Source organism: Mesorhizobium sp. L-2-11 (assembly GCF_016756595.1).
In the GTDB taxonomy this organism is placed as follows: Bacteria; Pseudomonadota; Alphaproteobacteria; order Rhizobiales; family Rhizobiaceae; genus Mesorhizobium.
This window is the reverse complement of sequence record NZ_AP023258.1, coordinates 62,316-75,401: the sequence shown is the minus strand read 5'-3', so window position 1 is coordinate 75,401 and position 13,086 is coordinate 62,316. Positions and strand designations below refer to the sequence as shown.

General features: G+C 62.8%; 13 protein-coding genes and 1 pseudogene. 9 read left to right on the top strand and 5 right to left on the bottom strand.

Annotated elements, in window-relative coordinates; all coding sequences use genetic code 11:
* Positions 1-61: 61 nt before the first annotated feature.
* The 9 genes and pseudogenes from JG739_RS31905 to JG739_RS31865 all read left to right on the top strand — a co-directional run bounded on the left by JG739_RS31905 (position 62) and on the right by JG739_RS31865 (position 9,420).
* Complete coding sequence (locus JG739_RS31905; RefSeq protein ID WP_202367913.1) at positions 62-1,486, top strand: tyrosine-type recombinase/integrase; 1,425 nt, start codon at positions 62-64, stop codon at positions 1,484-1,486.
* Positions 1,483-3,270: a hypothetical protein gene (locus JG739_RS31900; protein WP_202367786.1), complete on the top strand. Its 1,788-nt coding sequence runs from the start codon at positions 1,483-1,485 to the stop codon at positions 3,268-3,270. Before JG739_RS31905 ends, JG739_RS31900 begins: the two co-directional genes overlap by 4 nt.
* Positions 3,267-5,432, top strand: coding sequence for an integrase (locus JG739_RS31895; protein ID WP_202367785.1), 2,166 nt, complete (start codon positions 3,267-3,269; stop codon positions 5,430-5,432). The genes JG739_RS31900 and JG739_RS31895 overlap by 4 nt, the downstream gene beginning before the upstream one ends.
* A gap of 219 nt (positions 5,433-5,651) precedes the next feature.
* Positions 5,652-6,530, top strand: coding sequence for an ArdC family protein (locus JG739_RS31890; RefSeq protein ID WP_202367784.1), 879 nt, complete (start codon positions 5,652-5,654; stop codon positions 6,528-6,530).
* Between the two features lie 148 nt (positions 6,531-6,678).
* A pseudogene (locus JG739_RS31885) lies at positions 6,679-6,894 on the top strand (zincin-like metallopeptidase domain-containing protein); the annotation flags it as partial.
* Positions 6,894-7,757: a hypothetical protein gene (locus tag JG739_RS31880; protein WP_202367912.1), complete on the top strand. Its 864-nt coding sequence runs from the start codon at positions 6,894-6,896 to the stop codon at positions 7,755-7,757. The pseudogene JG739_RS31885 and the gene JG739_RS31880, both read left to right, overlap by 1 nt.
* Before the next feature lie 666 nt (positions 7,758-8,423).
* Positions 8,424-8,735 (top strand): DUF736 domain-containing protein, encoded by a 312-nt coding sequence (locus tag JG739_RS31875; protein WP_202367783.1) that lies wholly within the window; start codon positions 8,424-8,426, stop codon positions 8,733-8,735.
* Between the two features lie 81 nt (positions 8,736-8,816).
* A complete protein-coding gene (locus JG739_RS31870) occupies positions 8,817-9,008 on the top strand; it encodes a hypothetical protein (protein WP_202367782.1) in 192 nt (63 codons plus the stop codon).
* 265 nt (positions 9,009-9,273) lie between these two features.
* On the top strand, positions 9,274-9,420 hold the full coding sequence (locus JG739_RS31865) for a hypothetical protein (protein ID WP_202367781.1): 147 nt from the start codon (positions 9,274-9,276) through the stop codon (positions 9,418-9,420).
* Between the two features lie 34 nt (positions 9,421-9,454).
* On the opposite strand, the gene JG739_RS31860 is transcribed toward JG739_RS31865, so the two are convergent.
* The 5 genes from JG739_RS31860 to traD form a co-directional block, all read right to left on the bottom strand.
* Positions 9,455-9,733 carry an HU family DNA-binding protein gene (locus tag JG739_RS31860; protein WP_202367780.1) on the bottom strand — a complete coding sequence of 93 codons (279 nt, stop codon included), beginning with the start codon at positions 9,731-9,733 and terminating at the stop codon, positions 9,455-9,457.
* A gap of 154 nt (positions 9,734-9,887) precedes the next feature.
* Entirely contained in the window at positions 9,888-10,130 is a 243-nt protein-coding gene (locus tag JG739_RS31855; protein ID WP_202367779.1) for a WGR domain-containing protein, read from the bottom strand.
* Positions 10,131-10,214: 84 nt separating this feature from the next.
* Positions 10,215-10,727, bottom strand: coding sequence for a thermonuclease family protein (locus JG739_RS31850; RefSeq protein WP_202367778.1), 513 nt, complete (start codon positions 10,725-10,727; stop codon positions 10,215-10,217).
* Between the two features lie 225 nt (positions 10,728-10,952).
* Complete coding sequence (gene traG, locus JG739_RS31845; protein ID WP_202367777.1) at positions 10,953-12,884, bottom strand: Ti-type conjugative transfer system protein TraG; 1,932 nt, start codon at positions 12,882-12,884, stop codon at positions 10,953-10,955.
* Positions 12,871-13,086 (bottom strand): type IV conjugative transfer system coupling protein TraD, encoded by a 216-nt coding sequence (gene traD / locus JG739_RS31840; RefSeq protein ID WP_202367776.1) that lies wholly within the window; start codon positions 13,084-13,086, stop codon positions 12,871-12,873. Before traD ends, traG begins: the two co-directional genes overlap by 14 nt.

Genomic DNA, 13,086 nt, shown 5'->3' with positions numbered 1-13,086 from the left:
CGGAGGCCGGCCTGGATAGCGCCGGGCAAGTTGAACTCCTTCGTTGATGCTGGCTCCCCGGATGGGGGTCCGGGGGAAGGTTGAACAACTTGTGGACAGCATAATTCCAGCTTCAAGCATCACCATTCAGGAGCGCAGATCAGCGGAGGGCCTTGACGCCCATGTCCCAATGATCCTCCGGGACGGGGCGCTCTACGATCCTGATCTGGATCGTTTCTTCCGCGACCTGCCTCTCAACGGCGTTCGCTCGCACCATTCCCTTCGTGCCTACGGCTATGATGTCCTTGTCTGGGTCCGCTTTCTTTCGGAAGCCTGCGCCAAGACCGTATGGCAAGCTGGTCGGCAAGACGTCCTTGCCTATCACCGGGTTCGGCGCCGTGCGGAGGTCGGACAACGCATCTCTGCTGCTTCCTGGAATCGTGCCGTCGCCTGCCTCGACCGTGTGTATCGGTGGGGCGCCCAAGAGGGTCTCATCGCGGAAGCGCCGTTCACGCATCGATCGGTGTGGAGGCAAGGGTACGCTGGCCGGCGAGCTCGGATTGCGGCTCGCAACGATGCTTATGAACCTGCCGCACGCCGCTCGGATGTCAGCTTCGTCACGCTCGACGACTACCGGAGATTTCGAGATGTTGGCCTGAGAGGGCTACTGCCTGATGGCGGAACGCGTCCTGGCGCCCGAGATCGCAATGGCATTCGCAATGCGCTGTTTTCAGATCTCCTGGTTACGACGGGCCTCCGGCTGGAGGAAGCTTCATTTCTCTTCGCATCCGATCTTGCTGTCGTTGGTCAGCCACCAGGCCGTCAGGTCTGGCTCGAACTGCCCGATGCTTTGACCAAGGGCGATCGCGGTCGCCAGATACTTGTTCCCGCTCGACTGATCGAGCAGCTGCGCGCCTATATCGCCGTCGAGCGTTCCCATGCGATTGCAAAGTTTCAGCGCCGTTCGGGGTGGCAATCGTTCGACCGCCCGATCCTCGTACACCGGGAGCCGCGCAATTCCCGGCTACGACTGCGTGATGGCGGCGACATCGCGCTTGACCTACTCAGCCCCGAGGAACGCGGCCGGATCATTATCTGCAACGACGACGGCGCACCGAGCGAACCGGCCGTATTATGGCTCTCGGAGGTCGGCTTGCCGGTACGGCCGAACTCCTGGGAAGTCATCTTCGCCCGTGCTTCCGAGCGATGCAAATCCTTCGGCTTCGACGTCAACATCAGTCCGCATCAGCTCCGCCATTCCTTTGCCGTTCATATGCTGGCGATGCTCATTCAGCATCGCCTCCGTGATGCGGCGCTGCCTGCCGGACCGATGGAGGGATACCGGCAAGTCCTCGGCGATCCTCTTCAGCAAGTCCAACGGCTCCTTGGTCATGCCAGTCTAGCAACGACCTACATCTACCTCGACCACATCGCGACACGCGCTGATACCGTCGATGCGGCGGTCGAGGAACTGCTCGCACTGCTCCCATCGGAGACTTCATTGTGACGGAGCGGCCGCGCAAGGGAGCTCCAGTCCGTTTTGCACCAGCCGATGCCATTGCTACCGCTCACGCCCGCGATCCGGTCCTCGGTCTGCGCTTCAACATCGAGGCGCGCTATGGCGGGAGCATCGACGTTGACCTTACCGGCCTGCATCCGCGACCTCTCGCCATCGCATTTGCCGGTGCTCTTCGCCGGCAGGCGGAGCTTGGTGGTTCGCTGGGGGCGCGGAGTACCATAAAGGGGCATTTAAATGCATGTCTTCGGTTCTTCGCGTATCTGCGCGAGCACTCGAGGGCAAAGACGCCCGCCGATCTGCGCGCTGACGATATCGACGGATATGAGGATTTCCTCGAAGCCGGCGGGATGAAGCCTATCTACCGGCACATCGTTCTTGCCAAGGCTATTCTCGCCTTGCGCTCGATTGATGCCGACCAACCTGGCCTTCTCGATGAAGGGGTACGGCGTCGGCTAAGTTATACCAGCACACAATCCGCCGGCCGATCGCAACCGCGCGACGCCTACAGTCCGTTCGTCGCAAGGCAGCTTCGCGATGCGGCCCGCGCTGACATCGGCAAGATATTCAGACGCATCGGGAAGTCGCTCGATGATGAGGAGGGCGACTCCAATCTTCGCAGAGTAACCGACGAAGCGAACGACAGGATCGTGGCCTCGGGCACGCTCAGCAGCGGGGACAGAGCCTTCCATCGCTTGTACTTCATGAGGGCACGTCGCGGTCTGCCTGTCTCAACCTTGGCCGAAGACATGCATGGTCGTTATCATCTGCGGGCCACCGACATTCCACCGCTTCTGACCTTTCTGTCGCTGGAGACCGGCCTGGAGATCGAATGTTGCAAGGCTTTGACGATCGACTGCCTCCAGAACCCCGGACCTGGAACCATCGACATAGCCTATATCAAGCGACGCGCCCGAGGTGCTGAGCACAAACATATTCGTGTGCGTGACGGCGGGATCGGAACACCGGGTGGTCTCGTTCGCAAGCTGATCGAGGTGACGGCCTTTACGAGGCAGTTCGTCCCAAGCAATTGCCTTTGGCTCTATTACTATACCGGCCGGAAGCAACTCCGCGCAGGTGTCGATCATCCGCATGAACGCGTTGACCAATGGACCGGAAGCCATGGGATCGTCGATGACGATGGCCAGCCTCTTCGGCTCGTTCTTTCGCGCTTGCGCAAGACCCACAAGGCGATCTGGTATCTGAAGACCGAGGGTCATATGGCCCGCTTTGCGGTCGGGCATACGCCCGAGATTGCCGCTCGACACTATGCGGACATTCCCTCGCTGCGGCCGCTTCATGAGGCCACCGTGGCGGAGGCATTTTCCGAAGTCGCCGCGGCCGCCGGCCCGATCATACTGGGGCCTCACGACGAGGATTCCTGGCGCCAAAGCCACACCGCTTCGGAAGGAAGCAGTGATGTCGACGCGCTTCTAGGCGGCGAACAGGATGTTTGGCTGGCTGCATGCTCGGGTTTTGATCGCAGTCCTTTCGGAGAGCTGGGATCACCTTGTCCGCAACCGTTCTGGGGCTGTCTCGAATGCCGCAACGCCGTCATCACCGCGCGCAAGCTGCCGGCGATCATCGCGTTCCTGCGGTTTATCGAGGAGCAACGGACGGGTCTCCCCGCCGCGGACTGGGCCATGAAGTTCGGCCGCGCGCATCATCGCATCGCGAAGCAGATCTTACCGGCTTTCCCGGAGAGTGTAGTTGCCGAAGCTTGCCGCGAGGTGGAAGGGCACGCCCTCTATCTGCCGCCGGAGGCCCGGCAATGATCAGGTCGGCCGCAGTAGCCTCCACCTCCCGGGAACTCTATCTTCGCCCTGTTCTCGCGTCCGCTCCGTTGAAGCCGGGCTTTGATCGGGACACCCTTTCGCGCTACGGCGATCCGAGCTGGGATCTCGGACCGGCCGTATTTCGCGAGAACGCCAGGCGCTGTCATGTCACCGTGCATTTCGGGTCCGTCGAGGATGTGAGTGTTCGTGAGGCGCTTCGCGAGCTTCTCTATGCCCGGCTCAACGTCGACATGCCGGGTCACCGCAAGAAGCTTCCTCCCGGCAGTATCCGGCAGGTTTTCAATCGTGCGCGACGCTTCTTCGAGTTCGTGCGCGATGAGCTTGGTGCTGTCGATCTTCGCCGTGTCGATCAGCAACTGCTGGATCGCTACGTTGGCCATCTCAAGACAGACCGTGCTCGCCGGCCGGTTATAGTCGGACACCTCCTGGAAGTCCCTGCTGATCTCTATGCCTTTCGCGATTACCTCCCGTCTGGAGGCCTGTATTTCCGGCCCTGGGGCGGTCAGGCGCCCGCCCGGGTCGCCGGCTATCGCTTTGTTCACGAGAACCTCACGCCACGCATGCCAGAAGAGATCATCTCGCCATTGCTGGCCTGGTCGAGCCGGTATATCACCCAGTTCGCCTCAGACATCTTCGCCGCCCGTGCAGAGTTGGAGCGATTGGAAGCCCACTGCGCCGCGCTCCTCCAGTCAGATCAGGCTCTCACATACACGGAACGCCGTAGCCGACAACGAAGGCGTCTTCAGAACTATTTCGATAAGCTACGAAGCGAAGGCCGTGGCGTGCCAATCTGGGGGAGCGCGCACAACGGCACGGTTTTGCGGCACCCAGAGACAGGAGACGTATCGCCGCCCGTCAATTCGCACCTGCTTCACCTTCACATTGGCATCGACGCTCAGGTCGAGCCAAGGATGCATATTCAGTTGACCGGCGGTGCACCTCGCCAGATCAGGGCGGCGTTGCTCGAACTCGGCGTCGAGACCGGTGGAATGGAGACACCCATCACCATTCTGCCGGAGGCCGGCAAGCCATGGCGGCCCCGCTTCGACGCCAAAACACTGGCGGAGGAAGAGCGGATGCTGCAGGCGGCAGCCTATATCCTCTGCGCGTACCTGACCGGGATGCGGGACTGCGAGGTCCAGGCAATGCAGCGCGGGTGTCTTGCCCTGACGCGCAGCCAAGATGGCATGATCATGCGTCATCGCGTTCGCTCGGTTGCCTACAAGGGTAGGTCGAGCCAAGGTGAGCCGGCTGATTGGATTACAATTGAGCCTGTAGCCAAGGCGATAGAAGTGCTGGAACGTTTGTCCTTCCGGGCGGCATCCGCGCGCGGGCTCACGACGCTCTGGCCCGTTCTTATCGCAAGGTCCGTTTGCAAGGATCACCTCTCGGCCGAGATTGTCCGCCAACTCAACCGCTTCCGCGACCATCTCAACGACCTGTTCGGCACACCGGATACGCCGGCGGTCCCGAACGGACCAGGTGATCAGCCTTGGCGGATCACGACGCGGCAGTTCAGACGCACGATTGCATGGCACATCGCCAACCGTCCCTTCGGCACAATCGCCGGCATGATCCAATATAAGCATGTCTCCGTCGCCGCCTTCGAGGGTTATGCAGGCTCCAGCCGATCCGGTTTCCGTGCGGAGGTGCAGAACCAGCGCAGCCTCGGCCAGCTTGATGACCTGTTGACTTATTTCGATGAGCGGCAGGCCGGGGCGATGTTGTCCGGGCCCGCCGCAGTGCGCGTAGCAAAGACACTCGACGGCATCTCAACAGAACTCGGTCCGCTTCCGGCCATGATCGCTGATCGTGGGCGGCTCCGCACAATGCTAGCGAGCCTCGCGCGGACATTGCATGTCGGGGTGCTGGCCGACTGCTTCTTTGATCCCGGCACGGCCGCCTGCCTTAAGCAGGCAACGAACATTGACGGCAAGATGCCGCTGACCGCGCTTTGCCAGCCAACCCGCTGCCCCAATGCCTGCATCACCGCACGCCATCGGCCAGCCTGGTCACGCACTGCCGAGGACGCCAAGACCTTGCTGAAGGAGAAGCGTCTGTCGCCTTTGCAACGGACCATCGTGAAGCAGGATCTCCAGCGGATCCAGGCGGTTCTTGATGGGTTAGATCGTCGGACCTGAGGCGGCGTAGCGGCTTTGCGTGCGGCCCAATGATCGGAAGTCCCGTCGGACCAACCCCGGCGTTCGGCGGAGCGCGCGATGTCAGGTCCGCCCGCGCAACGGCTGATCGCCGTCCTTCGCTCACGCTGCGGCTCTTCGAGTGCGCGGTCGGCCCTTGGGCCATCGCAGATGGCTGCTCCGCCGCCGGGGATTGGCCCCGGCGGGACAGGAGTTCCGACCATGGACACGCAAAACCGAACCGACGTTTATACCCGCATCACCTCCGAGATCATTGCCGCCATCGAGGCCGGCGCCGGCGAATGGCGGATGCCCTGGCACCACGATGGAAGCTCGATTGCTCGCCCAACCAACATCTCTTCCGGAAAGGCCTATCGCGGCGTCAATACGCTCGCTCTTTGGATCGCAGCTCAGGCTCACGGCTTTGGAAGCGGCACCTGGGGCACATACCGGCAATGGCAGGCGCTTGACGCCCAGGTCCGCAAGGGCGAACGCGCAACGACCGTCGTGCTCTGGAAGGAATTTGCAGCCCACGGTGACGATGATGCCGTCGGCGACGATGAGCACCCCCAGCGACGTCTCTTCGCGCGCGCCTTCTCGGTCTTCAACAGCTCCCAGGTCGAGGGCTTCACGCCTTCCGCTGCTCCAATCCTGCCTGACTCTGAACGAATCCCGCATGCCGATGCCTTCATCAGTGCGCTCGGCATCCCCGTTACCTTTGGCGCCGATGCCGCATACTACCGCATCGATCTCGACCACATCTTTTTGCCGGACTTCAATGTCTTCCGCGATCCTGTCGCTCACGTCGGGACTTATCTCCACGAGGCCGCGCATGCCACAGGCTCTAAGCATCGGCTCGATCGAGACTTCGCCAAACGCTTCACCCGCGAGGCCTTGGCAGTCGAAGAACTGACCGCCGAACTTGCTGCAGCCTATATCCTGGCCGATCTGGGCCTGGCGCATCATCCCCGTCCTGACCACGCAGCCTATGTGGCATCCTGGCTCAAAGTGCTGAAGGACGATGCGCGGGCGATCTTCACCGCCGCAAGCAAAGCGCAGGCTGCCGCTGACTGGATGCACGCGCAACAGCCGCCGAGCTGAGCGCCACGTCGCCTTAGGGCCGCCACCGACGCGTAGCCATGGCCTTTTTCACCTTGGCTGCCGCCCAGCCCGCGAGGATCAAAAACGCTGAGGCCTGACACTCCGATTCCGCGATAGCCACGATCGTCAGGCTTGACTGTCAGGATATGTCGCCGACCTCGGCGGCTGCTTTTTAGCAGCTGACCTCGGCATCGTGCCAGAGCTCGAGCCGCGGCCTGATCATGCCAGCTACCTGGCAAGCTGGCTCGAAATTCTCAGGAACGAGAAGCGATTCATCTTTGCCGCGGCGGCCCATGCCCAGCGTGCGGTCAACTATCTGCATGATCTCCAGCCGAATGCGACACAGATCGCGGAGGCTGCATGATGCTGCATTCTCCGATCGATGTCGGGGGTGGCGCGGAGCCATCCCCCATCCGCCTTCGTGTGCTCAGCCTCGGGGCAGGGGTCCAGTCCACCACGCTCGCGCTGATGGCTGCCCATGGGCATTTCGGCTCATTGGATTGTGCAATCTTCGCCGATACCGGCTGGGAGCCTGCCGCAGTCTACGAGCATCTGCGATGGCTGATGTCGCCGAACGTCCTGCCGTTCCCGGTGCATATCGTGTCGGCCCGCAATCTTCGGGAGAGCCTGATTGCGGCTGGCGATGGCAAGAGATGGGCGTCGATCCCGGCTTTCACCCGCACCGTCGACCGCCGCGGTAATATCTCGATCGGCATGATACGGCGACAATGCACCACCACCAGCAAGATCGAACCGATCCGCCGCAAGGTGCGGGAACTGGCTGGTCTCACGCGCAAACGCTCCCCGACATATCCCGTCGTTCACCAGTGGCTGGGAATCTCGATGGACGAGGTTGTGCGCATGAAGCCGAGCCGGGCAGCGTGGCAACTCAACCGCTTCCCCCTCATCGAGAGCCGCATGACCCGGAAGGATTGTCTCGATTGGCTGAAAAGCCATGGCTATCCGAAACCGCCGAAGAGCGCGTGCATCGGCTGCCCCTTCCACAGTGACGCCATGTGGCGATCCATGCGGAATAACGACCGGGCGGCGTGGGACGATGCCGTGGAGGTGGATCGGGCGATCCGCACCGGCCTGCGTGGCATACGCGGCGAGGTCTTCCTGCATCGCTCCGGCGTTCCCCTCGATGAAGTCGATTTGTCTACAGCGGCCGACCACGGCCAGCTCGACCTCTGGCCGAATGAATGCGAGGGCATGTGCGGTCTGTAATCGTCCCGCCTGGCACACGTCGGTGGCTTCAGCACACCGGCGCCCTGCAGCCGGCTGAAGACCCCGCCATGGCACTGGTCAGTTCGGGTAGTAGCCCAGCGGGCCGAGTCAGATCAGCCGGCCCGTGCCGACGTCCAGCCCGAGATGGGTATTTCCATGACCGTGTAGCGGCCATCCATCTTGAAGGGGCAGACGGCGGACCCTCGGAGTTTCGCTAGTCGGCCGGTCGTCAACCGACCGAAGTGAGGGCGGTCGCGTCCCTTTCCGGTTGGACGGTCTGTCGTTATGCGATGGCGCCTGACGGGGAGGGACGGGTTTGATGGCGCCTCACCGTGGCGCGGTTGCGGTGATGATGCCGATAGGGTTCGCCTGTCCTCTGGCCGGCGGTTTCATGGAAGGGCGCACCACCTGCGTCCTCGATGTGGCTGGTCTGACCGAAGGCCGTCTTCGCTTCGCTACGCCTCGTTCTCAAACCCGCAACAGCCGGTCGCGACTTTCTTCCCCTGACGGCTGCGCCGCCATTCCGCGCGGAACAAGAAAGCCTCGCCCTGGCTGCCCTCCACTGCGTTGCGGCCCCTACGGGGTGCGGGCCGATCGCCTCCGGTCTGTCGACCGCCATCGAGGTCGCGATGGGTCGCGGCCCGAGAAACTCACGGAGACGACATCATGGCTACTATCGGCACCTTCACTTCCTCGGGCAACGGTTTTACGGGCACGATCAAGACGCTCAACCTCAACGTCAAGGCCAAGCTGGTCCGCGTCGACAACCCCTCCGACAAGGGTCCCCACTTCCGCATCTTCTCGGGTGCAGTCGAGCTAGGTGCGGCCTGGCAGAAGGTTTCCAGGGAAACCGAGCGCGACTACCTCTCGGTCAAGCTGGACGACCCGAGCTTCCCCGCTCCGATCTACGCCACCCTGATCGAGGTGGAAGGCGAGGAAGGCCTGCAGCTGATCTGGTCTCGCCCCAACCGGGACTGATCGCCTCGACGAGGGCTCCGCCGCAAGGCGGGGCCTTCTGCCTTTCCCAAGCGAACGCCGGCAGGCGGAAGGAGCAAGAAAATGACCGACATCACCCACGGAACATGTCGCGGCCAGCCTACCGACGAAATCGCCATCTGGCCCTACGGGAACTGGGCTCATATCGGAGATATCCGGAAGGGCGACTACCACTATATGTCCGACGATTACGAGGTCGTGCCCATCGACGACATTGACCGGCTGAATGCCCTCGGCGTCAGCTTCGACGAATAGCGTCGCCCTCCGGGCCATGCTGCTCCGTTGGCATCGCCGTCTCGCCGAGACGGCAAGCGGACGCGATCCCGTGTCGGAATCGCGGTTCTCTCTGTTGCCGCCCGAGCCTACGGCTTCTCGGCCCGCCGCAAGGCCGGACGGCCCCTCCAAAATGCTGACGCATTTCGGCTCCTCCGTGCGCCGGCTGCGCCGGTCGCTGCGCGAGCCTTGCCCCGGTCCTCGTGCGCGCGTCGCCCCTTGCCGTCAACGACAAGGAGATACGCTCATGACCTATATCGATGAAATCGAAGAGTTGCGTGCCGAGCTGCGCGAATGCGTGTTCAGCACTGAAGAGCGCAACGCGGTGGAACGCGAACTCGCAGATCTCATCCGCCTGCGTGACGTAGCGATGGCTGCGGAGGAGGGGGCTTGAGCCCCCTCTTTCGGTCGCGTCCTCTGGTTGCGGCTCAGCCGTTGAGGGCGTCCTTGATCGCCTTGGCCGGCGTGAAGGTCAGCTTCTTCGACGCGGAGATCTTGATCGTCGCTCCCGTCGAGGGATTGCGCCCCTCGCGCGCAGGCGTCTCTTTTACCTTAAACTTGCCAAAGCCGGGCACGCTGGTTTCAGCACCGCTCTGGGCGGCGTCGGCAATCTGCTTGAATACGCTCTCGACGATCGTCTTGGCCTGAGCCTTGGTCAGGCTCTGCTCGGATGCGATCTTGTCGGCAATTTCGTTGGTCGTTGTCATTAAAAATACCTTCTGTTGGAAAGCCCCAATCACCTATGACAACGAAACCCTGCCCCTGAAAGGGGTTGGCTGCTCTGACATCTGCGTGAATCCACTGAAAACCCCTGAATTCGCGGATTCCAGCACTGTATCGCCTCCAACTTCCCGCGCCGGCTCATTCCCTGTAGCCGCGTCGCCGCTTTGTCCGTTGCAGCCTCGCCATGGCGATCGTCGCCTCTTCAGCCTGGTCGAAGGTTTCCATCATAGACTGGCCGTTCTTGCCGATCCGCCCCCAGTTGCGGACGACCGATGCCCCGCCGAACAATGTCGGCTGGATCGCGAGCGAGTAGAACCGGCGCATGTTCTGCGTCGGATCGATGCGGTGAAGATGAACCGGGCCTGCTTCCTCATTCGACATGGCCGGATTTTCGCTTCCTTCGGAAGCGGCGTCCAACGACTTTCATGAATCGGTCCGTCGCCATCGATTCATCATCTTGATGGATCAGCCGCACAAGCTTCGGCGCTTACCGTCCCAACGGCGGGCCAAGCCTTCCTCGATCATCGTGTCGCCGATCGAGCGGCCGTCACGTGTCACCGTGCGCAGCTTGCGTCCATGCTGATCTTCGTCGCGCCAGCCGGCCGTGAGCGAGAACGGGCCGGCGTTCAGTAGCTCCCGCAACCGGCGCTTGGCGGCCTCGCCTTTGAGCCGCTCCGCCTCGCAGCGTGGCGGGCTCAGTTCCGGCGTGTCGATGTCGGCGATACGGATCCTCTCGCCCGAAAGCCAGAACGTGTCACCATCCACGACGCAGGTCACGCGGCGGCCTTCCGTGCAATAGGGGAATGTCGCGCCTAGCGTATCCGTCCGTGGTACGGTCACAGCCAGCGTCAGCCGATCGGCGAGCTGATAATGATCGGCGGCATATAGACTCGCCGCGATCAGGGCGACGATCGCCCACGCCCAGGTTCTGCCGGATCGCTTCCGATTGTTGTGGCGCCGGCGGAACGAGCCGCCCATAGACGAGGGAGGTTTCTTCCCATGTGCCGGATTTCTCTTCTTCGGGCTGTTCCCGAAACGAACGATGTTATTCAAAGGGTCGTGTGCCTCCCTATGGATGAGCGTGATTATAGCCAGGTCAGGGTTATGATCTGCTTCCACGCACCGCGAAGGATTTTGCTTCCGAAAGGTAAAGTGTTGGGCGAGCCGCCTACGGATCGGGAAGCCTGATCGGCGTTGGGCAAATCAGCCACTGTCACCGCCTTCGCTCCGATGGAACCGGTTGGTTCCGACGCAGGCCTTCATGTCGTCGCGGCGAAACCAGATCGCGCGCCCGCAGCGCAGCGGCGGGTTGCCCGCGGTGAACACGATCTGCTCGTCGGCGCGCATGCGCATGACCTCATGCGGCAGGATCAGCGGACGGCGGTTGAGCTGCTTCGATCGCGATCGCGACGATCCCCTCATCCCGGAGGAGCGGTTTGTCTGGTCGACCTCGACCGTCGTGTCGCCGCAACGCTTCGAAAGATACTCCGCCGTCTCCGGATCGTTGATCGCCGCGAAGGAAATCCAGGATGCGGACTCGAACCATTTCGAGCTGGCGTCGCGGCCGCCATAGGCCTCTCGCATCTGGCCGATCGACTGGAAGATCAGCGTTAGGCTGATACCGTATTTCCGCCCGGCGTCGCGGGCGGTTTCGAGGATGCGCAGGTAGCCGAGACGGGCCACCTCATCGAGCAGGAACAGGGTCTTAGCCGCGACCTCGCCATTGCGGTTATAGATCGCATTGAGGAACGAGCCGATCACCACCCGCGCCAGCCCCGGATGGGCTTCCAGCACCTTCATATCCAAAGCGATGAAGATATCCGTACCGCCGACCGCGAGCTCGTCGGTCGAGAAGCTGTCGCCCGAGACGAGGGCGGCATAGTTCGGATAGGAGAGCCAGTGCGTCTCCTTCACCGCATTCGCGTAGACGCCGCTGAACGTCTCCGGCGTCATGTTGACGAAGACCGCGACGTTCTCGCGCACGAAAGTGGATTCCGATTGCTCGTAGATCCGCGTCAGCCGCTCGCGCAGCTTCGGCTCAGGCTCGGAGAGATTGGCGCGGACACGGCGCAGCGTCTGGTCCTTCTCTTCCGTATTCCCTGACAGGCAGACGTCGGCGATCAGCGCGGTGAGGAGCTGCATGGCCGAGGCGCGGAAGAAGTCGTCGCGCGCGGACGCAGCCCGAGCGTTGTCGGTCATAATCCATGTCGCGACCGCGACGATGTCTTCTTCCCGCGTAGCCCCGAAGCGGCCGATCCAGTCGAGCGCGTTGAAGCCGGTCGCGGGGCTGGCTGGATCGAGCACGATCACCTTGCGGCCGGCTCTGCGCCGATGATCGACGACCATCGGCGCGACCTCGCTCGACGGATCGAGCACGATGAGACCGCCGCCCCATTTGAGCGCGGTCGGGATTGTCACCGACGTCGTCTTGAAACCGCCGGATCCGGCGAAGACGATGCCGTGCGACGAACCGAACGAACCGTCGAAACAAAGCAGCGGAGACTTGCCGCCCGCACCCCATGTCCCCTGCGCGTCGGCCCGGAACGACACAGCCATCACGCTGTCCCGGTCGACACGATAGCGCTCGCCGATGACGATGCCGCCCGCATCCGGAAACATCCTCGCGGCCTCGGTCATGCCCATCCAGTCCGCCTCTCCATGGACCGCGCGCCTACCATGGATACGGCGCGGAGCAGGCCTCGCGAAGGCGGCATTGCCCTTTATGGCGACGCGCAGCGCGAACACGCCGACGAAGAACGCGGCGGAGGCGCCCAGCGTCGTCGCCGGGTCCACATATGCGAAGACGGATTGGCCCGATGGGACATTGCTGGCAATTCCCGCAAGGCGGACTGCCTCGCGCGCCACGGCGATCAGGATCGTCGCCGCGCTGCCCGCAACGACGCCCCATCCCGCGGCCTTGATGTTCGCGGCGCCGTTGGCTGCGAACAGGAAGATCACGCCGATCGCGGCGGCCATCGCATAGGGCAAAGCGAGGCCGATGCGGCCCAGCATCAGCTTTGCCTGCGCGGTCTTACCGAAGGCTGCGAGCCAGTGCTCGATGCCCGGTATGAGGATGGTCACCCCGATCATCATCGTCGCCGGGATCAGGGCAAGGACGGTCCTATTCGCCGTCACGGCCGAAGGCCTCCGCGCCGATTGCGGTCAGGCGCGCGCGTTCCGCATCGTTGCCCTTGATGCGGTGGCTTGCGTCGATCAGCAGGCCGAGCAGCAGCGCGCGCTTCTCGTAACGCAACCCGGCTTTCGCGATCAGGCCGCCGAGCTCGATCTTCTCGCGCGTGTCCTTCTTTCGGGCGTCGGTCGCTTGGCTCCGGCGCAT